This window comes from Streptomyces sp. 135, assembly GCF_020026305.1.
Taxonomy (GTDB): Bacteria; Actinomycetota; Actinomycetes; order Streptomycetales; family Streptomycetaceae; genus Streptomyces.
The window spans coordinates 5,458,377-5,484,067 of record NZ_CP075691.1; the positions used below are offsets into that span (position 1 = coordinate 5,458,377).

A 25,691-nucleotide genomic window follows, 5' to 3' on the forward strand; every position below is an offset into this window, starting at 1 on the left:
AGAGGTTTCGGCCAGCATGACGGAAAGGAATCAGCCAGAACTCAGCCAGAAATCAGGGGGGAATGTCATGACGGTAACTCCTGTCATGCCGGTCACCGAGGAGCGTCTCGCCGCCTGGCCCATGCCGCGCACCTGCCCGTACGCGCCACCGGACGCCTACGCCGAGCTCCGCAAGGGCGCACCGGTGAAGGTAAGGATCCGGACAGGCGAGGCGTGGCTTGTCACCCGCTATGCGGATGTGCGCGCGATCCTCACCGATCCGCGCTTCAGCTCGGACGACACGCTGCCGGGCTTCCCGGTGCGGATACAACTGCCGCCCACGCCGCGGGTGATGTCCTTCACGCGCATGGACGGACCCGAGCACGGGCGGCTGCGCCGCATGGCGATGACCGAGTTCACCGCACGCCGCACCCGCGCGCTGCGGCCCTCCGTGGAGCTTCTGGTGGAGCACCTCGCCGACGAGCTGGAGCGGGGGCCACGCCCGGCCGACCTGGTGGCGCGCTTCACCGTCCGGCTGCCGTCCCTGGTGATCGCCCGCATGCTGGGCGTACCGCAGGAGGACGAGTGCGACTTCACCGAGCTGAGCCAGGCCGTCCTCTCGCAGGACGCGACGCCCGCGGAGATCTACGGCTCCTTCGTCGAGATGACGGCGTACCTGGACGGGCTGATCAGGCGCAAGGCCGAGGACCCGCGGGACGACCTGCTCAGCCGCCTGGCCACGCGGTACCTGGCCACGGGCGAGCTGGCCCACGACGACCTCGTGGCGATGGCCCGGCTCTTCCTCGTGGCCGGCCACGAGACCACCGCCCACCAGCTAAGCCTCAGCGTGCTCAGCCTGCTGCGCGAACCGGGGCTGTGGGACCGGCTGCGCCGCGACCCCGGCCTGTTCGCCCCGGCCGTCGAGGAGCTGCTGCGCTACTGGTCCATCACCCAGGACAACCAGGTCCGGGTCGCCGTCGAGGACGCGGAGATCGGCGGCGCCCGCATCGCGAGCGGCGACGGCGTGATCCTCGCCTACCCCAGCGCCAACCACGACGAGAGCGTCTTCCCCGGCGGTGACCGCATCGACCTGGAGCGGGACGCGAGCCGGCACATCGCCTTCGGCTACGGCCCGCATCTGTGCCCGGGGGCCTCGCTGGCCCGCATGGAGCTGGAGGTCGCCCTGCGGGCCCTGGTGGGGCGTTTCCCCGGACTGCGCGTGGCCGACGTGCCCGAGGCGGTCTCGTTCCGCGAGAACACCATCAACTACGGCCTGAACTCCCTGACCGTGACCTGGTAGCAGCCGCGTCCCGCCGCCCCGGGCCGCCGTCAGCTGCGCGTCAGATCCGCGTCAGCACCCGGTGGAAGAGTCGTTCGCAGGTGCTTCCAGATCAAGGAGTATGCCCGACATGGCCGACAGCAGCGACGCCGCGGGCCCCACCAGGGCCCTGGTCATAGCCAATCCCGCATCCGGCAGCCACAGCCCCGAACTGGTGCGTGAGGTCCAGGAGTTGTGCTCCGCCCACCTGCGCCACAGCGAACTCCACCTCACCACGGCACAAGGGGACGCGACCGGCTTCGTGCGCCGCGCCCTGGAGCGGTCCGAGGGGGCGCCGGACCTCGTCGTGGCCATCGGCGGCGACGGCACCGTGCGCGAGGTGGTGCAGGGCCTCGTCGGCGCCACCGGACGGGCCGCGCTGATGGTGGTCCCCGGCGGCACCGGGAACTCCGGGTACAAGATGCTCTGGGGCGAGCGGCCCTGGACCGAGTCCCTGAAGGCGGTGCTCGCCGACTCCGGTGCGGGCGGCAGCGCCCGCCTGCGCCACCTGGACCTGGCGCGGCTCGCCGAGACCCGCAACTGCGTCTACCTCGGTGCGTGCAGCGGGGTGATCGCCGACGCGCTCATCACCGCGAAGGGCATCCCGCTCCGCGGACGGGAGCGGTACGCCCGCGCGTTCACCGAGACCGCCGAGGCCTACGTCCCGTACCCGGGCCGGGTCGTCGTCGACGGGCGGGTGGTGCACGAGGGCCCGACCGTCCTCGCCAACGTCGGGGGCGGCCGTCACCGGGGCGGCCGGTTCCTGGTGCTGCCCGACTCGCTGCTGGACGACGGGCTGCTCGACGTCTGTGTCATCGGTGACGGCATGGCCGCCGCCGAGGTGCCCGGACTGACCCTGGAAGCCGCGCACATGGCCCACCCGGCGACCGTGTACGCACGCGGCCGCACGATCACCGTCGAGCGCACCGACGGCGAGCGGCTGCCCCTGGAGCACGACGGCGAGTACCAGCACTCCATCGGCGCCTCGGCCACCTTCGAGGTGCTCCCCGGAGCGCTCGCCGCCTGGGCCCCTGCGGACCTCGCCTGACCCGCCCGCCCTCCCTACTCCCGTTCCTTCTTTCCTTCCTTCCCACCCTCTTTCTTTCGCAAGGAGACCTCATGAGCGACCTCACCAACACCGTCACCCGCTACCTCGCCATCTGGAACGAGGCGGACGCCGACAAGCGCGCCGCGGCCATCGCCGAGCTGTTCACCGCCGACGCGCCCTACATCGACCCGCTCGCCGCGGTCGAGGGCCACGAGGGTGTCGCCGCGGTCATCGCGGGCGCCCGCGACCAGTTCAAGGGCCTCAGCTTCGAGCTGATCGGCACGGTGGACACCCACCACAACCTCGCCCGCTTCCAGTGGGGCCTGGTGACCGAGCCCGGCGCCGAGCCGATCGCCATCGGCTTCGACGTCGCGGTCACCGCCGAGGACGGCCGCATCAAGGGCGTCTACGGCTTCCTCGACAAGGTCCCCGCGGCCTGATCACCCCGGGGCGGCCGTGCGCCACCGGCGTGCCGCCGCCCCGGACCACACCGGCCCGGCAGCGCGCCGCCGGGCCCGCACAGGAAAGGCAGGGTGCGTCACATGTCGGGTGTTCTCGCCGAGCGGGTGGCCCGAACGCTGTGCGAGCAGTGGGAGCCGCCGCGGACCACGTCGCCCCGCGCCTCCACGGACACCCCGCTGCGCGAACTGTCCCGGTGGGCGGCCCGGCTGCGCCCCCAGGACGTCCCCTGCCGGGTGCTGAAGCTCGCCGCCAGCCAGGTGCTCTCGCAGATCGCCTCCATCAGGGCGGGCCTCGCCCACCCGCTGGGCCGCAAGCTCGTCGCCGCCTTCGGCCACCCCATGCAGCGCGACCCGCGGGCCGCCGCCGGTGTCTTCGCCGCCCTCGGCTCCTGGCTCAACCTCGACGACACCGCGTACGCCGGTCATCTCTCGAACTCCACCGTCGCGGTGCCCCTCGCCTTCGCCTACGCCCGCAGACTCGACGGGCTCTCGCTGCTGACCGCCGTGGTCGCCGCCAACGAGTGCGCGGCCCGCATCACCGCCTCCGCGACGCTCGGCCCGCTGCGCGGCCAGAGCGCCGTGCACACCCACCTCGCGGGCGCGGTGGCGGGCCGGCTGCACTGCGACCGGGCCCCGGCCTCCCAGTGGGAGAACTCCTTCGGCCTGGCCTTCGCCATGCCCAACTGGCCGCTGATGCGCGCCTTCCTGGCCAGCGACGCCCGGCTGTTCAACACCTTCACGCCGGTACGCACCGCCATGGACGCCTGCGACGCGGCGGCCGCCGGGCTGCGCGGCGCCCCCGACATCATCGAGCACCAGGACGGCTTCCTGGCCCGCTTCGCGACCGTCCCGCTCCCGCAGGCGGTGGCCAAGGGCCTCGGCAGCCGCTGGCACACCGACACCCTCTCCTTCAAGATGCACCCGGGCGGCCCCGGCATCGACGCCGCGGTGGACTGCGCCGCCGAGATCCACCGGGAGCTTGGCCCGGTCAGCCCGCACGACGTGGCGGAGATCGTCGTCGAGGCGTCCCTCTACACGCTCTTCGCGGGGGAGCGCGCCGCCCAGTACGTCAACGGCCCCGGCTCGCCGCTCGGCGCCCTCGTCCTCGACGTGCCCTACCCGGTCGCCACCACGCTGCTGACCGGGGAGTTCTCGGTGGACGACTTCTCCTCGCCGCGCCTGGACGACCCGGACCGCTGGGAGCTGGCCGGCCGGGTGCGCCTGGAGCACGACAAAGGCATGACCCGCGAACTCTTCCTGTCCGACGCGCCGTTCGGCGAGGCGGTGCGCGAGGCGGGCCCGCTGGCCGCGCCCTGGCTGCGCGGCTTCGGCGGCGACGAACTGGTCGACCTCATCGGCGATCTCGGCACGGCGGGCCAGGACTTCTCCCGCTCGACGAAGGCGACCGGCGCCCGGGTCACCGTACGGCTGAAGGACGGTCGTACGCTCACCCGCGGCCGTCTCATCCCGGTGGGCGCCGCAGGTCCCGACACACGGTCGCGGCACTCGGAGATGGTCCGCGAGAAGTTCCTCGCGGTCGGCGGATCGCACCAGGTGGCCGACACCGTGGGCGCCCTGCACCGCATGCGGCCGGGCGGGGTGCGCCGCTGGATCGAGGCGGCCTTCCTCGACTGAGAGCGCAGGGCCCGACCGTCAGTACACCGTCTCGTGCGTCTCCAGGAAGACGTCGACGATCTCCTGTACGCGCTCGATGACGTCCTGGCGGTTGGCCTGCACCCAGGAGATGTGCTGCGCGCCGAAGAGCGCGGCCCGCAGCACGCGCGCCAGCGCGGCCGGGTCGGCGGTCCGCAGCGTCCCCGCCTTGTGGCAGTTCTCCAGGAGTTCGGTGAGCAGGTCGGTGAAGCCGACGTAGGGGATCGGCATGTCGCCCTTGATGTAGGGGCGTTCGATCTGGAGCCGGGAGCCCGCCTTGATGTAGTCGTCGTCGCGGAAGCCGCGGGCCACCGCCGTCAGGACGTCGACCACCGTCTGCGGCGAGGCCGGGTCGCCGTCCTCCAGGACGGGGGCGATGATCTCGTTCAGCCGCCGGTAGAACTCGTCCGCCACGGCGACCGCGATCGCCTCCTTGTTGGCGAAGTGGAAGTACACGGCCCCCTTGGTCAGCTCCGCCTTGTCGGCCACGTCCTTGATCGTGACGGCGGGGAAGCCGGTGTCGGCGAAGACCGAGGCCGCCGCGTTGAGGATCGTCCTGCGGGTGTGGATGGCCCGCTCCTGCTTGAGGTGCGACGTGTCGTCGGACGAGGCGGCCGTCGGGAGAGGGGGCAGGGGCAGCGGTGCCTTGCGTTCGTTGCTCATGGCTTCCATATCGTGCTCTACGCCAACTCGTGGCTGGGCAGGGCGAGTTGGTGGCAATGGAACGTGGTTTCGACCCTTGAAATATACCTTCTCGCAGGTATATTAATTCCCGCGCAGCAAGGCTTCACACGTGCGTTCTCTGGCAAGAGTTCGTCCTGATTTGGGGGAAGCGTTGTCTCAGAAGTCGGTCGTGCTCATCGATGATCCCAGAAACCCGGATGCCGCATCAATGGCTCCCGCGGTACCTGTCCTCACCTTCCTCAGACCCGTCCCGCGCGAGCTGGTGCACCGCAGCTCGATCGCGGAGGTCTTCGTCACGGACGGCTGTCGCACAAGCGACAGCCGTTTCTCTGTAGCGGCCCAGTGGCCGCGCGATCACGCGCTCTACCACCCCGACGAGCAGGGTCTGAGCGACCCGATGCTCTTCGCCGAGACCCTCCGCCAGGCCCTGCTCTACGTGGCCCACGAGTACTGCGAGGTGCCGCTCGGCCACCGGTTCGTCGGGCGTGACCTGTCCTTCGACATCACCGACCCGGCCGCGCTGCGGATCGTCGGCGTCCCCGTCCCGGTGGTCCTCGAGGCCGAGTGGACCTGGGAGGGCGGCCGGCCGAGGGGGGCCCGGCTCGACGTACGGCTGCTGGTGGGCGGCAAGTCCTGCGGCACCGGCACGATCCGGGTGTTCGTGATGGACGACCGGCGGTACGGCCTGCTGCGCCGGATGGCGTGGGGCGGCGACGCCCCGCCGGTCCCGGTCCGGGCCGCGGGCGAGGACTCCGCCGCGCCGCTCGTGCCGCCGCGCCGGGTCGGCCGGCTGCGCTGGAAGGACTGCGTCCTTGAGCGCTGCTGGCCGGACGGCGACTGGCAGTTGCGGCTCGACCGCGACCACGCGGTGCTCTTCGACCATCCCACCGACCATGTGCCGCTGATGGTCCTGATGGAGGGCTTCCGGCAGCTCGGTCACCTCTGTGTGCACGAACAGGTCGAGGAACCGCTCGGCGACCGGGCGTACGCGCTCGTCGGCGCCCAGGTCGAGTGCGCGGCCTTCGCCGAACTGGACGCGCCGATCCGGCTGCTGGTCGAGCAGAGCGTGCCGGGCGCCACCGCGGCGGACGCCTTCCGGCTGCGCGTCGCGGCCCTCCAGGGCGACACCCTGCTGGCAAGGACCGACATGGAGTGGGCGGGCGTGGGCCCGCGCGACCCGGGGGAGGCGCCGGGCCGGTGGCCCGAGCCGGCCTCACTGACCGGCCTTGCCCCGTAGGGCGTGGGCCAGGACGTTCCACATCGCGGCCACCCGGCCGCCCGACTCCGACCGCTCGGCGGCGGAACCCATCCAGAACACACCGAAGAACGCGGCCACGAGCAGGTCGGCCACGGCCTTGGCGGACGCCGAGGCCTCCCAGCGCCCCTCCTGCTGCACCTCGCCCACCAACCGCAGCACCACCGCGTGGGTCTCCTCCAGCAAGGCCGCCGTGACCCCTGACGCCTGAGCGGTCTCCAGCGTCAGTCTGAGCGCGGCGCGCGCACGCACATCGCCCTGGAAGAGTTCCCCGAGGGTGAGCATGAGGGTCCGCAGCCGGTCGAACGCCGGATCGGTGGAGGCCTTCGCCTCGCCCAAGGGGAGTTCGACCGCGGCTGTCAGGTGGGCGGACAGTACGGCCGCCAGCTCCTCCTTGTTGGAGAAGTGGCCGTAGAGGGCGCCCTTCGTCAGGCCGATCTGGTCGGCGATCTTCTGCAAGTTGGTGTTCGCGTACCCGTATCGCGCGAACTCGTAGGCGGCGGCGTCCAGGACGGCGTCGTATGTGCGCAAGGCCCGTGCTTGCTTCGGCAAGGTGCACACCTCCTTCACTGGGAATCGAGCGGCGAGGGATTGACGGCGCTAAAGATACGTTCGAGAACGAATTCTAATCGGCCCTAGGGGTGTATGCCACAGATGATTCAGTCACAGAGTTCACCAGCGGGACACCGACGCGTCAGTGGACCTGCGCTCCTGCCGCCCGCCGCGGTCGCGAGCGCCGCCCGCTCGGCGGCCGTGCACGCCGACGCCGCCGAGCGCGAACGCCGCCTGAACGACGAGACCGTGCGGCTGCTGACCCGCGCGGGCTTCACCCGGCACTTCGTGCCCCGCGCCTGGGGCGGCACCGAGGGCACCTTCGGCGCCCTGCTCGACGCGGCCTCCGCGGTCGGCGCGGGCTGCGCGTCGGCCGCGTGGTGCGGCGCCCTGTGGGCCGCGCACGGCAGATTCGCCGCCTACCTGCCGCCCGACGGGCAACGCGACCTCTGGGCGGCCTCGCCCGACACCCGCATCACCGCCGTGATGGGCCCCTCGGGCGAGGCCACGCCCACCCCGGACGGCTGGCTGCTGAGCGGCTCCTGGGCGTACGCGAGCGGGGTGGCCTTCGCGGACTGGTTGCTGCTGACCTCCGCGGAACCCGCCGAACAGGGCGGCGGCTGCCGGGTGTTCGCACTGCCGCGCGAGCAGGTGGACGTCCTCGACACCTGGGGCGCCGACGGGATGTGCGGCACCGGCAGCCACACCGTCGTCGTCGAGTCCGTCGCCGTGCCCCGGCACCGCTCCTTCCTCCTGGCCGACCTGACCGCCGGCACCCCCGGCCCCGGGCGGGCCAGGTGCCACACCGTCCCCGCCCAGCTGGGCGGCGGCCTCCTCTTCTGCGCCCCCGCCCTCGGCGCCGCGCGCCACGCGCTGGAGGCGTGGTCACGGTGGGCGGCACGGCACGCGCGCGACCTCCCCGAGGCCGCCGCGCTGCGGCTGCACCGGGTCCTCGCCCTCTCCGCGGACGAGATCGAGGCCGCCCAGCTCCTGCTGCGGGACGCCGCGCAGCGCGCCGACGCCGAGACCTGGACCGAGCGGGACGTGGCGCGCAACCGGCGCATCGCGGCCTCGGTCGTCGGACTGCTCGCCCGCGCGGTCGAGCGGCTCCACCGCACCGGCGTCCGCTCCGAAGGCGCCGGCCCGGACGTCGTCGAACGGTGCCGCCGCGACGTACGCACCGTGGCGGGCCACCGCATGCTGCGCCGGGAGCAGGCGGCGGTGGACTACGCACGCAGCGTCTTCTCCGAAGTGTCGGCAGAACTGTCCGGTGCGGAACTGTCCGGTGCGGACCTGTCCGGGATCGAGGTCCCCCATGCCGAAGTCTGACTCCGTCCGCCGCCCCCGCCTGGTCTTCACCGACGTCGACGAGACGCTGATCACCTGCAAGAGCCTCTTCGACTTCCTCGACTACTACGCGGCCGGCCGGTACGGCGCCGAGGGAGCGCGCCGCGCGGCCCGGGTCCGCGAGGACCTGCGCGCGAAAACGACGGCCGGCCTGCCGAGGGAGGAGGGCAACCGCGCGTACTACCGGGCCTGGCGGGGCGAGCCGGTGGCGGCGGTCGAGGAGTGGGCCCGCCGCTGGTTCACCGAACGCAGCGCCGCCGAGGGCTTCTACGTACGCCGTGTCGCCGAGGAACTGCGCGCCCACCGGGCCGACGGCGCGCGCATCGCCCTGGTCTCCGGCTCGTTCCGCCCGCTCCTGGCACCCCTCGCCGAGGCGGTGGGCGCCGAACACGTGCTGTGCGCGCGCCCGGAGCGGTGCGGCCGGGTCTACACCGGGGCGCTCCTCGGCGCCCCGGTCATCGGCGCCGAGAAGCGGCGCCTGGTGAGGGAGTTGCTGGCCCGGTACGCCGACATCGACCCGGCGGACTGCTACGGGTACGGGGACGACCCCTCCGACCTGCCGATGCTGGACGAGGTGGGCCACGCCGTCCGGGTGGGGGCGCTCGCCCGCGGCTAGGCCTTCGCCCCCGCCCCACACAGCGGCACCACCGCCGTCCGGCCGTCGAGCGCTCCGTCCCGCACGGCCGCCCAGCAGGCCACCCCGGTGGGCTCCACGTACAGGCCACGCGCCGCCAGGTCCCGTCGGGCCGCCGCGATCTGCTCGTCCGTCACGGTGAGGAAGGAGCCCCTGAACTCCCGTACCGCTGCCAGGATCTGCCGCGCGCGCGGCGGACGCGGGATCGCGATGCCCTCCGCCGAGGTGGCCGCCGCCGGGGTCTCGCCGACCAGGTCCGCGGCGCCCGCCCGCCAGGCCTCGGCGAGCGGGGCCACCGCCGCGGCCTGCACCGCGTACAGCGCAGGCGCCTTCGCGATGAGCCCGGCCGCGTGCAGCTCACGCACGGCGAGGGCGGCACCTAGCAGCAGCGTTCCGTTGCCCACGGGGACCACCAGCGCGTCGGGCAGCCGGCCGCCCAGGTCCTCCCAGAGCTCGTGTACGTACGTCTTGGTGCCCTGGAGGAAGTAGGGGTTGTGGACGTGCGAGGCGTAGAACGTGCCGGCGGTGCCGGCGGCGGCCCGGGCCGCGCGGGCGGTCGACTCCCGCCCGCCGTCGACGACTTCCAGCCGCGCCCCGTGCGCCCCGATCTGCGCCAGCTTCCTCGGCGGCGTCCCGGCGGGGACGTACACGGTGCAGGGGAGCCCGGCCCGCGCGCAGTACGCGGCGACCGCCGTGCCCGCGTTGCCGCTGCTGTCGGCGATGACGCGGTCCGGGCCGAGATGCCCCGCGAGGGCGGCGAGCACGACCGCGCCCCGGTCCTTGAAGGAGAGCGTCGGCATCAGGAAGTCCAGCTTGGCCGAGACTTCCGGGGTCAGCTCCACGAGGGGCGTGCGGCCCTCACCGAGCGAGATCGCGGGGGCGGGCAGCGGCAGGGACTCCGCGTAACGCCACAGGGAGTTGACGCGCCCGGACAGTGCGGCGAGGGGCGCCGGGGTGGGGGAGAAGTCCAGGTCGAGCGGGCCACGGCAGACAGGACAGGCCCACTCCAGCGACCCCCCGGGCACGCGGGTCCCGTCGGCGGGACAGAAGCGGTCCGGCAGTGCGGTCATGGCGGTCACGCGGGTCACGGCGGTCATGCGCGCAGGCTAGTGCCGGGTCTGGAGCGGTTCGCCGCGCGGCAAGGGCGGGCGCGGCGGAAAACCGCTTCGAGCCCTGGGCACCAGCCCCTACCGTGACCCCGCGATGGTGACGCGAGCGGCTGGCGCGAGGGTGCCTGGCCTGACGTGCTGTGGGTCGGCGTCAGGTGTGAGAGCGAGGTCGCCGCGGGCCGCGAGACCGCCCGCGGGGACCGGCCGACGGGCATGGCCGCGGCGCAGGCGGAGTCGGTCCACCGGGGTGTGGTCTACGACCTGGAGGTGGACTCCACGCACACCGAATCCTTGGCCTGCGCCCGCCTCATCGCCGCCCGCGTCGAGTGACCGGGAGGCCGACGGGCGAGGGGGCGGCCGGGGGCAGAGTCTGACGGGGCGCCATGCCAGCCGTGGGGTTGCTGTGTTCCGTGAGGCGAACGGCACCCGCGGCGGTCACGTTCCGTCCGGTCCTGGCCCTTGTGGGATTCCTATGGATCCGCCAATCTTTCGTCCCGACGGAGGCGGATCCCGCACGGTCGGGCGGCATGTCATATTGACATGCTCCTGTCGAGCGGGCGCCTCCGCGTGTGTGGGCACCACAGGCACCAATCCCCCACCAGCGCACCACCTATTGAGGAGGACCCCTCAGATGGCAGTGATGCGTCATAACCGCCGAAGACTGGCCGGGATCAGCGCGACAGCGGTCGCGGCCCTCGCCCTCGGCGTCGTCTCCGCCCTCCCGGCCACCGCCGACGCGCGGCAGGCGGACGGCAGGATCGAGAACGCCGGCGCCCCCGGCACGATCAAGAACAGCTACATCGTGAGCCTCGACAAGGACGGCCCGAAGGCCCGCTCCGCCGAGGGCAGGGCCCTCGCGAAGGAGTACGGCGCCAAGATCGAGCGGACCTACGACAAGGCCCTCAACGGCTACGCGGTCGAGCTCACCGAGGCCGAGGCGAAGAAGTTCGCGGCCGACCCGGCCGTCGACGCGGTCGTCCAGAACCGGACGTTCACTGCCAGCGCCACCCAGACCAACCCGCCCTCGTGGGGCCTGGACAGGATCGACCAGAAGACCCTGCCGCTGGACCAGAAGTACACGTATCCGGACTCCGCGGGCGAGGGCGTCACCGCGTACGTCATCGACACCGGCGTCCGCATCAGCCACAGCGACTTCGGCGGCCGGGCCTCCTACGGCTATGACGCCATCGACAACGACAACACCGCGCAGGACGGCCACGGCCACGGCACCCACGTCGCGGGCACGGTCGCCGGGACCCTGCACGGCGTCGCCAAGAAGGCCAAGATCGTCGGCGTCCGCGTCCTGAACAACCAGGGCTCGGGCACCACCGCCCAGGTCGTCGCGGGCATCGACTGGGTGACGAAGAACGCCGTCAAGCCCGCCGTCGCCAACATGTCGCTCGGCGGCGGCGCCGACAGCGCGCTCGACACGGCCGTACGCAACTCCATCGCCTCCGGCATCACGTACGCCGTCGCGGCAGGCAACGAGTCGACCGACGCGTCGACGAAGTCGCCCGCGCGCGTGGCGGAGGCCATCACCGTCGGCGCCACGACCAGCACCGACGCCCGGGCCAGCTACTCCAACTACGGCAGCATCCTGGACATCTTCGCGCCGGGCTCCTCGATCACCTCGTCGTGGAACTCCAGCGACTCGGCGACCAACACCATCTCCGGTACGTCGATGGCGTCCCCGCACGTCGCCGGCGCCGCCGCCATCTACGTGGGCCAGAACCCGTCGGCGACCCCGGCACAGGTCTCCTCGGCCCTCGTCGGCGCCTCCTCGACCGGCGTCGTCACCAACCCCGGCTCCGGCTCGCCCAACCGCCTGCTGAACGTGACGGGCGGCACCACGAACCCGCCGGGCAAGAAGTTCACCAACGACACGGACTACGCGATCCAGGACAACGCCACGGCCGAGTCCCCGGTGACCGTGACCGAGGTGCCGGGCAACGCGCCCGCCGCCCTGAGCGTGCCGGTGACCATCCAGCACACCTACATCGGCGACCTCCAGGTCCAGCTGATCGCTCCGGACGGCACCGCCTATACCCTCAAGGGCTACGGCACCGGCGGCAGCGCGGACAACATCAACACCACGTACACCGTGAACGCCTCCTCGGAGACGGCCAACGGCACGTGGAAGCTGCGGGTCAGCGACAACGCGGCACAGGACACCGGGAAGATCGACTCCTGGAGCCTGCAGTTCTGAGGCTCTGAGCGCGTGAACCTCGCCCTCGCGGTGCGGATCGGGGTCGGTGACCCGGTCGGCCGCGGGGGCGAGTGCTTGTACGACGAGGTGCTTGTATCCGGAGAACGGCCCCGCGGGAAGACCCGGCAGGGCAGAAATCATCACTTCGAGTGATTCCTTGGCCTTGGGTTGCAGGCAACAACCCACGGTTGCCAGGCTGTAGCTGTCTGTCAACCTGATGGGAGTGGCCAGTGACTTTCGGTGAGCAGCCGGCGTATCTGCGCGTCGCGGGCGATCTGCGCAAGAAGATCGTCGACGGTTCGCTGCCGCCGCACACCCGGCTCCCCTCGCAGGCCAGGATCCGCGAGGAATACGGGGTCTCGGACACCGTCGCCCTGGAGGCGCGCAAGGTCCTGATGGCCGAGGGCCTGGTCGAGGGCCGCTCCGGTTCCGGCACGTACGTGCGCGAGCGCCCCGTCCCCCGCAGGATCGCCCGCACCGGCTACCGCGCGGTGAACGGCGGCTCGACCCCCTTCCGCCAGGAGCAGGCGGCCGAGGGTGCGCGCGGCACCTGGGAGTCGCGCAGCGAGCAGGTCGAGGCGGGCGCCGCGATCGCCGAGCGGCTCGCCATCCGCCAGGGCGACCGCGTGATGTGCACCAAGTACGTCTTCCGGGACGCGGGGGAGGCCATGATGCTCTCCACCTCCTGGGAGCCCCTCGCCGTCACGGGCCGCACCCCCGTGATGCTCCCCGAGGAAGGCCCCCTCGGCGGCTGCGGAGTCGTGGAGCGCATGGCGGCCATCGACGTGGTCGTGGACAACGTCGCGGAGGAGGTGGGCGCCCGGCCCGGCCTCGCGGAGGAGCTGACGGCGCTCGGCGGCGTCCCCGGCCACGTGGTCCTCGTCGTCCAGCGCACCTACTACGCCTCGGGCCGCCCGGTGGAGACGGCCGACGTCGTCGTCCCCGCCGACCGCTACTGCGTCGCCTACCACCTGCCCGTGAAGTGACCTCGGAGCAGTCCGTGGAGTGACGGAGTGACCCGCTGGGGGCGCGTCGCGTGGGTGCGCCCCCCACCGGCTCCGCACAAGTGGCCGATTGCCTACGCCTGGCACTCCGTGCCGCGTACCTCTTTGTGCAAACGCGTATCCGCACAGTAAAGGTCGGGCGTAGGCTCGGGCATATGCGTATTGCGGTTTCCTTAGTGATCGAGGCGTGGCGCGCGCCGGGGGCGGCGAACGGAGGGGCGCGATGAACGACGGGACGGTCACGCTGCCCTGGCTCGTCATCCGGCAGGACGACAACGGCAACCGCTACCGCGTCGGCAGGTTCGCCACGAAGGCCGAGGCCCAGAAGATCGCGGACAGTCTCGACGACCGCGGTCACCAGCAGCTGTACTGGATCGAGAAGCTGAATCAGAACGGCGGCGGGCGCTGACCGTAGGCTCCGGCGCATGAACGAACGCATCGTGGTGGGCGCCGCCCTGTACGACGACGGACGCCTGCTCGCCGCGCGGCGCAGTGCGCCCCCCGAACTCGCGGGCGGCTGGGAGCTGCCCGGCGGCAAGGTCGAGCCCGGTGAGCGCGGTGAGGACGCGCTGGTGCGCGAGCTCCGCGAGGAACTGGGCGTCGAGGCGGAAGTGGTGGAGCGCGTGCCCGGACAGTGGCCGCTCGCCAAGGGGTACGTCCTGCGGGTCTGGACGGCCCGGCTCCTCTCGGGCGTCGCCGAGCCCCTCCAGGACCATGACGAGCTGCGCTGGCTCGCCCCCGACCAGGTGTGGTCGGTGGACTGGCTGACGGCGGATGTGCCTGCTGTGACGGCGGCGCTCGCCGTGGCGCGCGCCACGCACTGATCTCTCCTACGCCGTTCGTGCCACAGCGCGCCCCATTACGCGGTAAAGCCGCCGGTATATCGGGTATGTGGGCATTAACCACCCGAAACCGGACAGGTTCTGCTTCTGGTCTGGAAGTGATCGGCGTGATCGACATCGAAGGCGACTGCGCCGAGTGGGACTTCCCCGCGGACCCCGGCGCGGTCCGCACCGCTCGCCATGTCGTCCGCGAGCAGCTCGGCGACTGGGGTCTCGCGTCCCTCGGTGACATCACCGCGTTGCTCGTGAGCGAGCTGGTCACCAACTCCCTGCGGCACGCCTCCGGGCCTATCGGCGTACGCCTCGTACGCCCCGCCGACCCGCTCGGCACCCTTCTCGTGGAGGTGTCCGACCCCCTGCCCGACCCGCCCCTGGCGCGCGCCGCCGCACCCGACGACGAGAGCGGACGCGGCCTCCAGCTCGTGGCCCGCTCCTCGCGGCGCTGGGGCACACGGCAGGGCAGGACGGGCAGGACGGGGAAGACGGTGTGGTTCGAGCTGGCGCTGCCGGGTTAGAAGACTTGCAGTGTGCGAAGGGCGTCGGGCACAAGTGCGGCACGGGCCAAAAAGCGTCGAGTCCGTGCTGTGATCGTGAACGCCGTGTGGCGCTGCACCGTAGTGCTGGATACTGCGGTCAGCCGTACTTGGTGACCGGTGCCGGACGCGGTGAGCTGGAGGGGACGGTTCGCGTGAGCGAGATACCAGCGAAGGCGACGGGGCCGCACGGGCCGTCGGGCGACGCGCAGACCGAGCGGCCGTCGGGCGATCCGGCGGCCGGCGGACCGGCCGGCGACGTGCCGGGCGAGGCCCCCGGCGACGTGCCGGCCGACGAGACGTGGCACAGCAGTCCGCCCGGTTCGATCTACGACTACATCAAGGTCGCCTCGTTCTCGATCGGCCCCGACGGCCTCGTCGACCAGTGGAGCGCGCGCGCCGAGCGGCTCTTCGGCGTGCCCGCGCGCGACGCCGTCGGCAAGGACCCCATCGAGGCCTTCGTCCCCGCCGAGCTGCGCGCCGGCGGCTACCGCAAGATGGCGGAGATCCTGGACGGACGGGAGTGGACGGGCGTCGTCCCCTTCCGTGTGCCCGGCGAGGACGGCGCCGGGGAATCCGGCCTGGAGGGCGTCGCCGAGGTCTACGTCATGCCGACCCGCACGGAGGACGGTGAGCGGGCCGCGGTCTGCATCGTCGTCGACGTCCGCGCGCTCCGGCAGATCGAGACGGACCTCGCCGCCTCGCAGGCCATTTTCGGCCAATCTCCCTTCGGCTTCCTGCTCTTCGGCACGGACCTGCGGGTCCAGCGTGCCAACCGCCGCTTCGCCGCCGTCTTCGGCGGTGGCACCGAGGACCACCGCGGCCGCACCGTCCACGACTACCTGCCGCGCCACGAGGCCGACCGCATGGCCGCCGCACTGAAGCGGGTCCTGGAGACCGGCGACTCCGTCACGGACATGCAGATCGTCGGCCCCGCGCCCGGCAGCAACGACCGCAGACACTGGTCGATCAACCTCTACCGCGTGCACAGCGGCTCCGGCCGCCCCATCGGGGTCGCGGGCATCGGCACCGACGTCACCCGGCGGCACGCCGCCGCCCGCGAGGCCGCCCACGCCCGCCGCAACCTCGCCCTCCTCAACGAGGCGGGCGCCCGCATAGGGAACTCCCTCGACCTGGAGACGACCGCCAGGGAACTCCTCGACGTCGCCGTCCCCGGCTTCTGCGACCTCGCCTCCGTCGACCTGTACCAAGGCCTGCTCGCCGGTGACGAGACCCCACCGGGCCTCGCCGACGGCAGCGCGGAACTGCGCCGCGTGGCCTTCGCGAGCGCCGTCGCCGACGCCCCGTTCCCGGAAGGGGGCGCGCCCGTCGACGTCGGCGCCGTGCACCGGTTCGCCTTCACCTCGCCCTGCGCCGACGCCCTGCGCGCGGCCCGGCCCCGGCTGACCACCGCGCGAGACGACGGCTCCGCGAGCCGCCTCACCGGCGGCCTCATCCAGTCGACGCTCGCCGTGCCGATGATCGCCCACGACACCGTGGTCGGCCTCGCCCAGTTCTCCCGTACGAAGGGCAGCGAACCCTTCGGTGAACGCGACCGCGCGCTCGCCGTCGAACTGGCCGCCCGCGCCGCCGTCTGCATCGACAACGCCCGCCTCTACCGCCGCGAACACGAACGCGCGCTGATCCTGCAACGCTCCCTGCTGCCCCCCGGCGACCCCGAGGCGTCCGGCCTGGACATCGCCTGCCGCTACCTGCCGGGCAACGCCGCCACGGAGGTGGGCGGCGACTGGTTCGATGTCATCGAGCTGCCGGGCCACCGCACCGCCCTGGTCGTCGGCGACGTCATGGGCCGCGGCCTGCGCGCCGCCGTCGCCATGGGGGAGCTGCGCACCGCCGTACGGACGCTGGCCCTGCTCGACCTGGAGCCCGCCGAGGTCCTCTCCGCCCTCGACGAGATCGCCCGCGGCCTCGGCAACCCCGCCGGGCCGCAGAACACCCGCGCGGCCCGCAAGGCGGCGGACGCGGACCTCAGCGAGGTCTACCTCGCCACCTGCGTCTACGCGGTCTACGACGCCGTCACCCGCCGCTGCACCTTCGCCAACGCGGGGCACCTGCCGCCCGCCCTGGTCGAGCCGGGAGACCCCGGGCAGGTCGCCCTCATGCTCGACGTCCCGCCCGGCCTGCCGCTCGGCGTCGGCGGCGAACCCTTCGAGGACGTGGAGGTCGAACTCCCCGAGGGAGCCCTCCTCGCGCTCTACACCGACGGCCTCGTCGAATCCCGCGACCACCCGCTGGACGAGGGGCTGAACGCGTTCGTACGCGCACTCGGCGACGCCCCGCCGGCCCTGGAGGACGTCTGCGACCACGTCCTGAACTCCCTCGACACCCACCACGGCGAGGACGACATCGCCCTGCTGATGGCCCGCGTCCAAGGGCTGCCGGCCGAGCACGTCGGCGACTGGACGCTGCCGCGCGACCCGAAGTCGGTGGGCCGCGCCCGTGAACTGGCCTGCGACCAGCTGCGCGCCTGGGACCTGGAACCGCTCTGCGACACGGCGGAACTGCTGGTCAGCGAACTCGTCACCAACGCCCTGCGGTACGGCGAGGGCGAGATCCGGCTGCGCCTCCTGCTTGACCGCACCCTGGTCTGCGAGGTCTGGGACGGCGGCTTCGTCCAGCCGCGCCGCCGCCGGGCACGCGACACCGACGAGGGCGGGCGCGGACTCCAGCTGGTCGGCCTGCTCAGCGCCGCGTGGGGCTCACGCAGGACCCCCCGGGGCAAGACGGTCTGGTTCGAACTCCCGCTGCCCGACGGGGAGACGGAGCCGATGGACGCGGCGGAGGCACTGCTCAGCCTGTTCTGACCCCGCGGGATTCAGGTGGTCGACTTGAGGGCGGCGAAGCGGGCATCGACCTCCGCCGCGTCGCCGAGGCCCTCCAGCTCCTCGAACTGCCCGTCGAGCGAGGACGCGGCGAGCTCTTGCCTGCCGAACGCCCGCGCCTCCTCGCGCCGCACCTTCTCCTCGAAGCGGCTCAGCTCGCTGCTCGGGTCCAGCACGTCGATGGTCGCGGCGGCGTCCATCATCCGGTTCTGCGCCTGCGCGGTCTTGGCGCGCGCCACCAACTGGTCGCGGCGCGAGCGCAGATCGGCCAGTTTCGTCTTCATCCGGTCGAGCCCCGACCTGAGCCGGTCCACGACCTCGGTCTGCGAGGCGATGACCGGCTCCGCGGCCTGTGCCTCCTTCTCGCACTGGAGCTGACGCCCGAGGGCCACCTTGGCGAGCCGGTCGAACCGGTCCGCCTCGCCCGCGCTCCCGGCCGCCCGCAGCTCGTCCGCCTTCCGGCTCGCCGCGAGCGCCTTGCCGCCCCACTCGGCGGCCGCGTCGCGGTCCTCCCGGTGGTCCTGCTCCAGCATCCGCAGATTGCCGATGGTGGTCGCGACCGCCTCCTCGGCCTCCGCGATGTTGTTCGTGTAGTCGCGGATCAACTGGTCGAGCATCTTCTGCGGATCCTCGGCCTGGTCGAGGAGCGCGTTGACGTTCGCCTTGGCGAGCTGGGTGACACGGCCGAGGATGGTCTGCTTCGTCATGGCCTGGTCCTCCTTGTCCGAGTATGAAGCTGCTGGTGGTGAGGCCGACGGGGCTTTTCCGTAAGCGGGGCGGAGCGGTCCTCAGAACCTGCCGCCCCCGCCCCTGCGCCCCCGCGTCCCCCCGCCGCCGAAGCTCCCGGGCCCGGGACCACCGCCGAACCCCCCGCCTCCGTAGCCGCCGCCCGCGCGGCCCATGCCGCCGAACAGCTCGCCCAGGATGATGCCGCCGAGAACCGCGCCGCCCATGCCCCCGCCGCGGCCGCCGCCCGGGCCGGGACCTCCGTACGGATTGCCGTAGCCCCGCACGTCGCGCTCGGCGAGCTGATGGGCCTGGCGGGCCAGCGCGTCCGCCTGCTGCGCCGCGGCGAGCGCGGCCGTCGCGTCGCCGTCGTCGGCACCGGCGGCACCGTCCTGGAGTGCCTCCGCCCGCGCGAGGTGCCGCCCGCCTCGGCCAGGCGGGTCCTCGCCTCACTGGCGACGGCGCCGCGGTGCGTGGTGACGTAGTCCGTGGCCGCCCTGACGGCGCTGCGGGCGGTGAGCAGGGCCTGCCCCAGCAGGTCGCGGGAGCGCCGGTCGGCGACCTCGCGCCCCGGGCGCCCGCCAGCGCCGCGTCGAGCGCCGCGTCGGCCTCCTCCACGCGGCGCAGGGCCGCGATCGGGTCGCAGGGCCCCGCGGCCAGTTGGCCCTGCACTCGGCGACCACGGCCTCCGCCCGCGCGATACGGCCCCGCAGGTCCGCCGTGGGCACCCCCGCCGCGGTCCCTTCGAGCAGCCCCCGAGCGTCGGCGAGGTCGGTCCCGGTCTCGGTGAGCGCGCCGGGCAGCCGCTCGGCGGCCGCCGCGAGCTCCCCGGCGAGGCGCTCGACGGCGGCCACGAACGTGCCCGCCTGGTCGACCGCGCCCTCCGCCGCGCGCAGATGGACGGCGGCCACACCGCTCTCGCCCGCGTCGAGCGACTGCCGGGCCCGGTTGAGGTGGGTGGTGGCGAAGAGGAGGCGGTCCTTGGCCTGCTCGACATGGCCGACCACGCCCGCGACGGCGCTCGGCGCGTACGTCCGGCGCAGCGCCGCGAGGCCCTCATCGGCCGTGCCGGTCCGCGCCGCGACCTGACGAAACACCGTCTCGGCCTGCGCAAGGGCCTGCGGGGCGTTCTTCTCCAGGGAACGCAGCTCGTCGAAGGCGGCCGTCTCCGCGTCCAGGCGGCGGTCGGCCTCCGTGCAGCGCGCGATGATCTCGTCCAGCATGCGGCGCCGGGTCGCCTCGTCCTCGCCGTAGGCGTCGTCGAGCTCCTGCCGCAGCCGGAAGGCCGCCGTCAGCTCCGAACGGGCGTACGCGAGCGCCTCACCGAACGGCTTGACCGCGCCCTCGCCGAACTGGGCGGTCGCGAACCCCAGTTCCTCGGTGCTGGTGCGGATCGCGTCGTCCGTCTCGACCAGCAGCAGCCGTGCCTTCTTGTCGAGTTCGTCGAGGCGGGGGAGCGGGGTGAGGCCGGTACCCGCGCCACGGCCCCAGCCGGGCGTCGTACGCGTCGCGGCCCGCCTCCTGCGCCGCCGGTGGGCGACCAGCGCGGCGGCCCCGACCACACCCGCCACCACCACGGGCAGCACGAGGTCACCGGCCACCGAGTCGTCGCGCCCACCGGGATCGGCCGGACCGGGGGTGACCGACGGCGTCGGCGCGGGCCGCCCCGCGAGGACCGCGCGGTAGCCGTTCGCGGCGCCGATGGCCGCCCCGGCCCAGTCGTTCTCCCGCAGGGCGGGCCGGATGGCGGTGGTGGCCACCTCCTGGAGCTGGGCGTCACTGAGCCGGGAGGCGTCGTCCACGGAGTAGGCGAACTGCCGGTCGTGGGTGGCCACGGCGAGCAGCACGTCGTCCAGGCCGAGGCCGTTGCGCCCGGCGGTGGCGTCCGCCCAGCTCTGCGCGGAACGGCCGGAGAAGTCACGTACGTAGACGACGAAGAGCTGCACGCCCCGGTCGTCATAGAGCCGGTCGAGGGCCTGCTCCGCGGCGTCCGCGCGCTCACCGAGGGCGTCCACCCTGTCGGTGATCTGGCCGGTGCGGGAGAGCGTGACGGGGTCCTCCGCGAAGGCCGGCCAAGGACACAGCAGAGGGAACCAGGCGAGCAGCGCGGCCACGGCGACCGCGACTGCCCGCGCGGGCAGCCGCGGGGACGGCGTCACAGGCGTCACATGGGCGAGCGTAGGTCGGCCTCCGGGCCGCCGCGACCGGACGGCGGCCCTCTGAAGGCGGTCCCCTGGAGGAGGCCCCGCCGCCGGAGGCACCAGCACGGCGGACGCGTACGGTGACCCGGTGCGGGACGCTTCGAGGGGCGGCCGGAAGAGGAAGGGGCGCAGGTGGGAGGGGTCTGGACGGGGGTGCGGGAGCGGGTGCTCGCCCTGCGCTCCGCGCCGTACCGCAAGGCGGTGTTCGGCGCCGAGTTCCATGAGTACGGCCATGGCTTCGCGCTCCTGCCCGTGCTGACGCGGGAGCAGGTGGCCGCGGTCGAACGGCACCGCGGCGTGGCGTTCCCCGCGGAGTACCGCGGCTTCCTGCTGGAGGTCGGCGCGGGCGGCGCCGGACCCGACTACGGCCTGTTCCCCGTGCGCCCGGTCGGGCCCGACACACCGCCCGCGACGCCCCACGGCGCGCGCCCCTTCCGCCCCGAGCGCACCCGGGAGCTCGCGGACCACCAGGACGCGGAGCCGTCGCGCGCGGCGTACGGCGGCACACCGCAGGACGAGGCACGGTTCCGCCGCGACCATCACGCCTGGGACCGGCGCGAGGACGAGCTCCTTGAGATCCTGACCGAGGGCACGCTGTGCGTGGGCGAGCAGGGCTGCGGCTATTACACGCTGCTGGCCCTCACAGGGCCCGAGCGCGGCACGATGTGGCACGACGCGAGAGCGGCGGCCGAGGGCGTGGTCCCCGTCCAGTTCGTCGGCAGGCCCGGCCGCGTCACGTTCGCCGCCTGGTACCTCCACTGGCTGAACCGCGCGGAACGCCAAGCGACGCGGTCCCCCGGGATCACCCACGCCACCCCCTAGCCGCCGGACGCCCGCTCACGGCACGTCAGCCGGCGAACACCACCTCCGGCCAGCGCTCCGAGGGCCGCTCCAGGAGCCCGTCGTCCTCCCCCTTCAGCCACCGGTCGAAGAACGAGACCACATACGCGCGCTGTGCCGCCACCGCCCGCTCCGGGACGACCGTGCCTATGTGCTCCTCGACGGTCGCGCGGTCCACCCCGGCCCGGGGCAGCAGCGCGGCCAGGTCGGTGTACGTCTGGTGCTTGGCACCCCGCAGCGTGAGGTTCCGCTTCCAGCCGGTGCTGTGGGTCCAGAAGGACCGCCACGACGGCTCGGTCGTACGGTCGCTTCCCTCGCGGCCCATCAGCAGGAAGGGGCGGTCAAGGCCGTGCCGTGCGACCGGCAGCAGGTTCGTGCCGTCGGGCTCGGGGTTGAACTCCAGCGTGCCGTCCAGGTCGACGCCCGCCTTGACCCTGCGGTCCTCGTACATCGTCTGGGCGGCGCAGACCCCGCCCGCGGACTGTCCGACCATGCCGACGCGGCTCCGGTCGACGATCGCGGACAGGCCGTGCGGGAGCGAGCCGAGGCGGTCGAGGACGAACGTCGAGTCGGCGGCCCGGACCCCGAGGACCTTCTTGAGCAGGGCGGACATGGTGCCCTCGCGCTGCGCCTTCGCGAGGGCCTCCAGCAGCGGTTCGTTGCCCTTGACCGAGCCGTCGGGGAACTGCACGCCGGGGCTCTCGTAGGTGTGGTCGACGGTCACCACGACATAGCCGCGGCTCGCCAACTCCTCCACCAGCGTGGTGCCCCAGGTGCGCGGGTCGCCCGCGCCCGCCGCGTACAGCAGGACGGGGCGCCGCCCGCCTCGGATGGCCGCCGCCGCTCCCTTCCCGGCATGCGTCCGCAGGGCGGCGAAGTCGAGGGCGCCCCGCGGGATGCCGTGCGGCGCGGTGGCGTCCCAGCGGGCGGCGGCGCCCGGCGCCATGTAGGGCGCGCGGCGGTGCCCTCCGCCGGGGCCGGGCGCGGCCGGATACCAGACGTCGACCATCAGCTCGCGATACGGCAGCGCGGGCACCCACGGGTCGGGTCGTGACCGGTCGACGAGCCGGGCGGATACGGTCCCGATCGCGAACGGGCCGGTCGGTGCGGGCAACCGGACCCCCGCACCGGTGGGGGGCGCGGCGGTGGCGGACGTCGGCAGCAGACCCGCCGCGAGCCCGGCGGCCGCGAGCCGCATCCGTGATCGACCCTCGCGACGAAGGGGATCCGCGGCCGCCGGACCTCCGCCGCGCCAGACCCCGCGCGCCCGTACGGATCGACGGCACCTCGAAGCGCACGCTCGGCAGCCTCGAAGCGGCACTCGGATGCGAACTCATTCGTCCACGCCGCCTCTTCAGCCGAGGTCACCGTCCCGACCAACCCTCACCGTGATGACCTCGTCGCGCCCGAAGACCGACATGCGCGTCATGCACATCAGCCTCGGCCTGCCGTTGATCTCCGCCGAGCACGAACCGCACTTGCCCGCCTTGCAGTTCCACCGCACGGCGAGGTCGGGTGCCTGGGTGGCCTGGAGGCGGTGGATGATGTCGAGGACGACCTCGCCCTCGTTGACCTCGACCTCGAAGTCCGCCAGGCCGCCACCGCCGACGTCCCCGCGCCAGACCTTGAACCGCGCGCCGTACGAACTCGACGGACTCGACGCACTCGATCGACGTCGAGTTGCAGGTACTTGACGAAGAGGGCGGCGGTCCGGGCGGATGGGCTCGGTCGTGTCACGGACGAGGTCGATCTGGCCGCGCACGGGATCGGCGGCGGCCAGCCCACCGCTCGGATCGGTCAGTTGACACAGCAGATTGACGCGGCGCCACTCGCGGCTCATCGCCGGATGGTCCTCGCGGGTGTGGCCGCCGCGGCTCTCCGTTCGCTCCAGGGCGGCCCGGGCGACGCACTCGCTGACCAGCAGCATGTTGCGCAGGTCGAGCGCGAGGTGCCAGCCGGGGTTGAACTGGCGGTGCCCCTCGACCCCCGCCCGCCGTGCCCGCGCCCGCAGCTCGGCGAGCTTCTCCAGGGCCTGCGCCATCTCGGCCTCGCGGCGGATGATGCCGACCAGGTCGTTCATGGTCTGCTGCAGTTCCTGGTGCAGGGTGTACGGGTTCTCCGGAGTCTCTCCGTCCGCGAGGCCCTCGGCGCTGAACGGCCGCAGCGCCTCGGCCGCCGCGGCATCCACCTGCGCCTCGTCGATCACGGGCCGCGCGGTGAGACCGGCCGCGTACCGCGCCGCGTGCAGCCCCGCGCGCCGCCCGAAGACGAGCAGGTCGGACAGGGAGTTGCCGCCGAGCCGGTTGGAGCCGTGCATGCCGCCCGCGACCTCGCCCGCGGCGTAGAGCCCGCTCACGCGGCGCGCGGCCGCGGTGTCGGAGTCCACCGCGATGCCGCCCATCACGTAGTGGCAGGTCGGCCCGACCTCCATGGCCTCCGCGGTGATGTCGACGTCCGCGAGCTCCTTGAACTGGTGGTACATGGACGGCAGCCGCCGCTTGATGACCTCGGCGGGCATACGCGTCGACACATCCAGGAAGACGCCGCCGTGCGGTGAGCCGCGGCCCGCCTTCACCTCGGAGTTGATGGCACGCGCGACCTCGTCGCGGGGGAGCAGCTCGGGCGGGCGGCGGTTGTGGTCCGGGTCGTCGTACCAGCGGTCGCCCTCCTCCTCCGACTGCGCGTACTTCTCCTTGAAGACGTCGGGGATGTAGTCGAACATGAACCGCTTGCCCTCGGAGTTCCGCAGCACCCCGCCGTCGCCGCGCACCGACTCGGTGACCAGGATGCCCTTGACCGACGGCGGCCAGACCATGCCCGTCGGGTGGAACTGCACGAACTCCATGTTCAGCAGCGGCGCCCCGGCGAGCAGCGCGAGGGCGTGCCCGTCGCCGGTGTACTCCCACGAGTTCGACGTCACCTTGAAGGACTTGCCGATGCCGCCGGTCGCGAGGACGACGCTCGGTGCTTCCAGGACGAAGAAGCGGCCCGACTCGCGGTCGTAGCAGAAGGCCCCGCCGACCCTCTCGTCCTCCTTCAGCACGCGCGTGACCGTGCACTCCTGGAAGACCTTCAGCCGCGCCTCGTGGTCGCCGAACTCCCGGAAGTCCTCCTGCTGGAGGGCGACGATCTTCTGCTGGAGCGTGCGGATCAGTTCGAGCCCGGTGCGGTCGCCGACGTGCGCGAGCCGCGGGTACTCGTGCCCGCCGAAGTTGCGCTGGGAGATCCGCCCGTCCGGCGTACGGTCGAACAGGGCGCCCCAGGTCTCCAGCTCCCACACGCGGTCCGGTGCTTCACGCGCGTGCAGCTCTGCCATCCGCCACTGGTTGAGGAACTTGCCGCCGCGCAGGGTGTCGCGGAAGTGGACCTGCCAGTTGTCGCCGGAGTTCACATTGCCCATGGAGGCCGCGATACCGCCCTCGGCCATCACCGTATGGGCCTTGCCGAACAGCGACTTGCAGATCACGGCCGTACGGGCGCCCTGCTCACGCGCCTCGATCGCGGCCCGCAGACCGGCGCCACCGGCGCCCACCACGACAACATCCCACTGCTGCCGCCCCACTTGAGACATCAGAACAACCTCGGATCGTCGAAGGCGCCGGACGCGATCAGATACACGTAGAAGTCGGCGAGCGCCACGCTCACCAACGACGCCCAGGCGAGCAGCATGTGGCGTGCGTTCAGTTTTCCGACCCACTGCCACATGCGGTACCGGACCGGATGCTTGGAGAAGTGCTTGAGCTTGCCCCCGACGATGTGCCGGCACGAGTGGCAGGAGAGCGTGTAGGCCCAGATCAGCACGGTATTGAGCAGGAAGACGAGCGTGCCGAGACCCATGTGGCCCCACTCGTAGTGCTCGTCGCGGAAGGTGAGCACGGTGTCGTACGTGAGGATGCCCGCGACCGGCACCGCCGCGTAGAAGAAGTACCGGTGGATGTTCTGGAGCACCAGCGGGAAGCGGGTCTCACCGGAGTACTTCTTGTGCGGCTCGGCGACCGCGCAGGCGGGCGGTGACGCCCAGAAGCCGCGGTAGTAGGCCTTGCGGTAGTAGTAGCAGGTCAGCCGGAAGCCGAGCGGGAAGATCAGGATCAGCAGCGCGGGCGACAGGCCCCACCAGCTGCCGAAGATCTCCCAGTTGGGGCCGGAGCGCATCGGCTCGCAGTTGTCGGCCAGGCACGGCGAGTAGAACGGCGAGACGTAGGGCGCCTGGTAGTAGTCCGCGTTCGCGAACGCCCGCCAGGTCGAGTAGACGACGAAGGCGAGCAGCCCGGCGGCGGTCGCCGCGGGCGCCAGCCACCAGCGGTCGGTCCGCAGGTGGGCAGCGGCGATCGCGGCGCGCGTGCCGTCGCGCACGCCGCCGCCGGGGGCCGTTCCGCTCTTCGGTTGGGGTTCCGTGCCGGTGGCCAACGAGGCTCCACTCCTTCGTCCTCGGGTACCGCGGGGTCAGGCGTGCGGG

At 72.8% G+C, this 25,691-nt stretch carries 21 protein-coding genes and 2 pseudogenes; 15 read left to right on the plus strand and 8 right to left on the minus strand.

Features of this window, described 5'->3' with window-relative positions; all coding sequences use genetic code 11:
- Window positions 1-67 precede the first annotated feature (67 nt).
- The 4 genes from KKZ08_RS24815 to KKZ08_RS24830 all read left to right on the plus strand — a co-directional run bounded on the left by KKZ08_RS24815 (window position 68) and on the right by KKZ08_RS24830 (window position 4,441).
- Window positions 68-1,279: a cytochrome P450 gene (locus KKZ08_RS24815; RefSeq protein WP_223776549.1), complete on the plus strand. Its 1,212-nt coding sequence runs from the start codon at window positions 68-70 to the stop codon at window positions 1,277-1,279.
- Window positions 1,280-1,388: 109 nt separating this feature from the next.
- Window positions 1,389-2,345 carry a diacylglycerol kinase family protein gene (locus KKZ08_RS24820; RefSeq protein ID WP_223776550.1) on the plus strand — a complete coding sequence of 319 codons (957 nt, stop codon included), beginning with the start codon at window positions 1,389-1,391 and terminating at the stop codon, window positions 2,343-2,345.
- Between the two features lie 71 nt (window positions 2,346-2,416).
- Window positions 2,417-2,785 (plus strand): nuclear transport factor 2 family protein, encoded by a 369-nt coding sequence (locus KKZ08_RS24825; protein ID WP_223776551.1) that lies wholly within the window; start codon window positions 2,417-2,419, stop codon window positions 2,783-2,785.
- Window positions 2,786-2,887: 102 nt separating this feature from the next.
- Complete coding sequence (locus tag KKZ08_RS24830) at window positions 2,888-4,441, plus strand: MmgE/PrpD family protein (protein ID WP_223776552.1); 1,554 nt, start codon at window positions 2,888-2,890, stop codon at window positions 4,439-4,441.
- A gap of 18 nt (window positions 4,442-4,459) precedes the next feature.
- On the opposite strand, the gene KKZ08_RS24835 is transcribed toward KKZ08_RS24830, so the two are convergent.
- Window positions 4,460-5,122 (minus strand): ScbR family autoregulator-binding transcription factor, encoded by a 663-nt coding sequence (locus KKZ08_RS24835; RefSeq protein ID WP_223776553.1) that lies wholly within the window; start codon window positions 5,120-5,122, stop codon window positions 4,460-4,462.
- A gap of 229 nt (window positions 5,123-5,351) precedes the next feature.
- Here KKZ08_RS24835 and KKZ08_RS24840 point away from each other — a divergent pair, with 229 nt between their 5' ends.
- The gene (locus KKZ08_RS24840) at window positions 5,352-6,380 is read left to right on the plus strand and encodes a ScbA/BarX family gamma-butyrolactone biosynthesis protein (protein WP_223776554.1); all 1,029 of its coding nucleotides are present in this window, start codon (window positions 5,352-5,354) and stop codon (window positions 6,378-6,380) included.
- Here KKZ08_RS24840 and KKZ08_RS24845 read toward each other — a convergent pair.
- Window positions 6,357-6,950, minus strand: coding sequence for a TetR/AcrR family transcriptional regulator (locus tag KKZ08_RS24845; RefSeq protein WP_223776555.1), 594 nt, complete (start codon window positions 6,948-6,950; stop codon window positions 6,357-6,359). The two genes, KKZ08_RS24840 and KKZ08_RS24845, sit on opposite strands and share 24 nt — an antisense overlap.
- Before the next feature lie 102 nt (window positions 6,951-7,052).
- Here KKZ08_RS24845 and KKZ08_RS24850 point away from each other — a divergent pair, with 102 nt between their 5' ends.
- A complete protein-coding gene (locus KKZ08_RS24850) occupies window positions 7,053-8,279 on the plus strand; it encodes an oxidoreductase (protein ID WP_223776556.1) in 1,227 nt (408 codons plus the stop codon).
- On the plus strand, window positions 8,266-8,913 hold the full coding sequence (locus KKZ08_RS24855) for an HAD-IB family hydrolase (protein WP_223776557.1): 648 nt from the start codon (window positions 8,266-8,268) through the stop codon (window positions 8,911-8,913). Before KKZ08_RS24850 ends, KKZ08_RS24855 begins: the two co-directional genes overlap by 14 nt.
- Here KKZ08_RS24855 and KKZ08_RS24860 read toward each other — a convergent pair.
- A complete protein-coding gene (locus KKZ08_RS24860; protein ID WP_223779175.1) occupies window positions 8,910-10,001 on the minus strand; it encodes a pyridoxal-phosphate dependent enzyme in 1,092 nt (363 codons plus the stop codon). The genes KKZ08_RS24855 and KKZ08_RS24860 overlap by 4 nt on opposite strands.
- A gap of 171 nt (window positions 10,002-10,172) precedes the next feature.
- Between KKZ08_RS24860 and KKZ08_RS24865 the strand changes: the two are divergent.
- The 7 genes and pseudogenes from KKZ08_RS24865 to KKZ08_RS24895 all read left to right on the plus strand — a co-directional run.
- Window positions 10,173-10,370 (plus strand): annotated as a pseudogene (locus KKZ08_RS24865) (chloramphenicol phosphotransferase); the annotation flags it as partial.
- A 301-nt stretch (window positions 10,371-10,671) separates the two neighbouring features.
- Window positions 10,672-12,246 (plus strand): S8 family peptidase, encoded by a 1,575-nt coding sequence (locus KKZ08_RS24870; RefSeq protein WP_223776558.1) that lies wholly within the window; start codon window positions 10,672-10,674, stop codon window positions 12,244-12,246.
- Between the two features lie 230 nt (window positions 12,247-12,476).
- Window positions 12,477-13,232, plus strand: coding sequence for a GntR family transcriptional regulator (locus tag KKZ08_RS24875; protein WP_223776559.1), 756 nt, complete (start codon window positions 12,477-12,479; stop codon window positions 13,230-13,232).
- 241 nt (window positions 13,233-13,473) lie between these two features.
- Window positions 13,474-13,659: an SPOR domain-containing protein gene (locus KKZ08_RS24880; protein ID WP_223776560.1), complete on the plus strand. Its 186-nt coding sequence runs from the start codon at window positions 13,474-13,476 to the stop codon at window positions 13,657-13,659.
- A 16-nt stretch (window positions 13,660-13,675) separates the two neighbouring features.
- The gene (locus KKZ08_RS24885) at window positions 13,676-14,074 is read left to right on the plus strand and encodes a (deoxy)nucleoside triphosphate pyrophosphohydrolase (RefSeq protein ID WP_223776561.1); all 399 of its coding nucleotides are present in this window, start codon (window positions 13,676-13,678) and stop codon (window positions 14,072-14,074) included.
- Between the two features lie 116 nt (window positions 14,075-14,190).
- Window positions 14,191-14,607 carry an ATP-binding protein gene (locus KKZ08_RS24890; protein WP_223776562.1) on the plus strand — a complete coding sequence of 139 codons (417 nt, stop codon included), beginning with the start codon at window positions 14,191-14,193 and terminating at the stop codon, window positions 14,605-14,607.
- 173 nt (window positions 14,608-14,780) lie between these two features.
- Entirely contained in the window at window positions 14,781-17,450 is a 2,670-nt protein-coding gene (locus tag KKZ08_RS24895) for a SpoIIE family protein phosphatase (protein ID WP_346657893.1), read from the plus strand.
- 11 nt (window positions 17,451-17,461) lie between these two features.
- Here the strand turns inward: KKZ08_RS24895 and KKZ08_RS24900 are convergent, their stop codons facing one another.
- A complete protein-coding gene (locus tag KKZ08_RS24900) occupies window positions 17,462-18,175 on the minus strand; it encodes a PspA/IM30 family protein (RefSeq protein ID WP_223776564.1) in 714 nt (237 codons plus the stop codon).
- Between the two features lie 81 nt (window positions 18,176-18,256).
- Window positions 18,257-20,308 (minus strand): annotated as a pseudogene (locus KKZ08_RS24905) (TPM domain-containing protein).
- Window positions 20,309-20,527: 219 nt separating this feature from the next.
- Here KKZ08_RS24905 and KKZ08_RS24910 point away from each other — a divergent pair.
- Window positions 20,528-21,217, plus strand: coding sequence for an SMI1/KNR4 family protein (locus KKZ08_RS24910; RefSeq protein WP_223776565.1), 690 nt, complete (start codon window positions 20,528-20,530; stop codon window positions 21,215-21,217).
- 25 nt (window positions 21,218-21,242) lie between these two features.
- Here KKZ08_RS24910 and KKZ08_RS24915 read toward each other — a convergent pair whose 3' ends face one another.
- From KKZ08_RS24915 to KKZ08_RS24925, 3 genes are all read right to left on the minus strand, one after another.
- On the minus strand, window positions 21,243-22,433 hold the full coding sequence (locus KKZ08_RS24915; protein WP_223776566.1) for a hydrolase: 1,191 nt from the start codon (window positions 22,431-22,433) through the stop codon (window positions 21,243-21,245).
- Between the two features lie 156 nt (window positions 22,434-22,589).
- A complete protein-coding gene (locus KKZ08_RS24920) occupies window positions 22,590-24,806 on the minus strand; it encodes a fumarate reductase/succinate dehydrogenase flavoprotein subunit (RefSeq protein WP_223776567.1) in 2,217 nt (738 codons plus the stop codon).
- A complete protein-coding gene (locus KKZ08_RS24925; protein WP_223776568.1) occupies window positions 24,806-25,642 on the minus strand; it encodes a hypothetical protein in 837 nt (278 codons plus the stop codon). The genes KKZ08_RS24920 and KKZ08_RS24925 overlap by 1 nt, the downstream gene beginning before the upstream one ends.
- Between the last annotated feature and the right edge of the window lie 49 nt (window positions 25,643-25,691).

What these genes read in the sequence shown, in the direction of transcription:
- KKZ08_RS24835 (WP_223776553.1), bottom strand. Translation starts at nt 5,122, where the DNA reads ATGAGCAACGAACGCAAGGCACCGCTGCCCCTGCCCCCTCTCCCGACG.
- KKZ08_RS24900 (WP_223776564.1), bottom strand. Translation starts at nt 18,175, where the DNA reads ATGACGAAGCAGACCATCCTCGGCCGTGTCACCCAGCTCGCCAAGGCG.
- KKZ08_RS24920 (WP_223776567.1), bottom strand. Translation starts at nt 24,806, where the DNA reads ATGTCTCAAGTGGGGCGGCAGCAGTGGGATGTTGTCGTGGTGGGCGCC.
- KKZ08_RS24850 (WP_223776556.1), top strand. Translation starts at nt 7,053, where the DNA reads ATGATTCAGTCACAGAGTTCACCAGCGGGACACCGACGCGTCAGTGGA.
- KKZ08_RS24830 (WP_223776552.1), top strand. Translation starts at nt 2,888, where the DNA reads ATGTCGGGTGTTCTCGCCGAGCGGGTGGCCCGAACGCTGTGCGAGCAG.
- KKZ08_RS24815 (WP_223776549.1), top strand. Translation starts at nt 68, where the DNA reads ATGACGGTAACTCCTGTCATGCCGGTCACCGAGGAGCGTCTCGCCGCC.
- KKZ08_RS24880 (WP_223776560.1), top strand. Translation starts at nt 13,474, where the DNA reads ATGAACGACGGGACGGTCACGCTGCCCTGGCTCGTCATCCGGCAGGAC.
- KKZ08_RS24820 (WP_223776550.1), top strand. Translation starts at nt 1,389, where the DNA reads ATGGCCGACAGCAGCGACGCCGCGGGCCCCACCAGGGCCCTGGTCATA.
- KKZ08_RS24915 (WP_223776566.1), bottom strand. Translation starts at nt 22,433, where the DNA reads ATGCGGCTCGCGGCCGCCGGGCTCGCGGCGGGTCTGCTGCCGACGTCC.
- KKZ08_RS24855 (WP_223776557.1), top strand. Translation starts at nt 8,266, where the DNA reads ATGCCGAAGTCTGACTCCGTCCGCCGCCCCCGCCTGGTCTTCACCGAC.
- KKZ08_RS24860 (WP_223779175.1), bottom strand. Translation starts at nt 10,001, where the DNA reads ATGACCGCACTGCCGGACCGCTTCTGTCCCGCCGACGGGACCCGCGTG.
- KKZ08_RS24840 (WP_223776554.1), top strand. Translation starts at nt 5,352, where the DNA reads ATGGCTCCCGCGGTACCTGTCCTCACCTTCCTCAGACCCGTCCCGCGC.
- KKZ08_RS24825 (WP_223776551.1), top strand. Translation starts at nt 2,417, where the DNA reads ATGAGCGACCTCACCAACACCGTCACCCGCTACCTCGCCATCTGGAAC.
- KKZ08_RS24870 (WP_223776558.1), top strand. Translation starts at nt 10,672, where the DNA reads ATGGCAGTGATGCGTCATAACCGCCGAAGACTGGCCGGGATCAGCGCG.
- KKZ08_RS24885 (WP_223776561.1), top strand. Translation starts at nt 13,676, where the DNA reads ATGAACGAACGCATCGTGGTGGGCGCCGCCCTGTACGACGACGGACGC.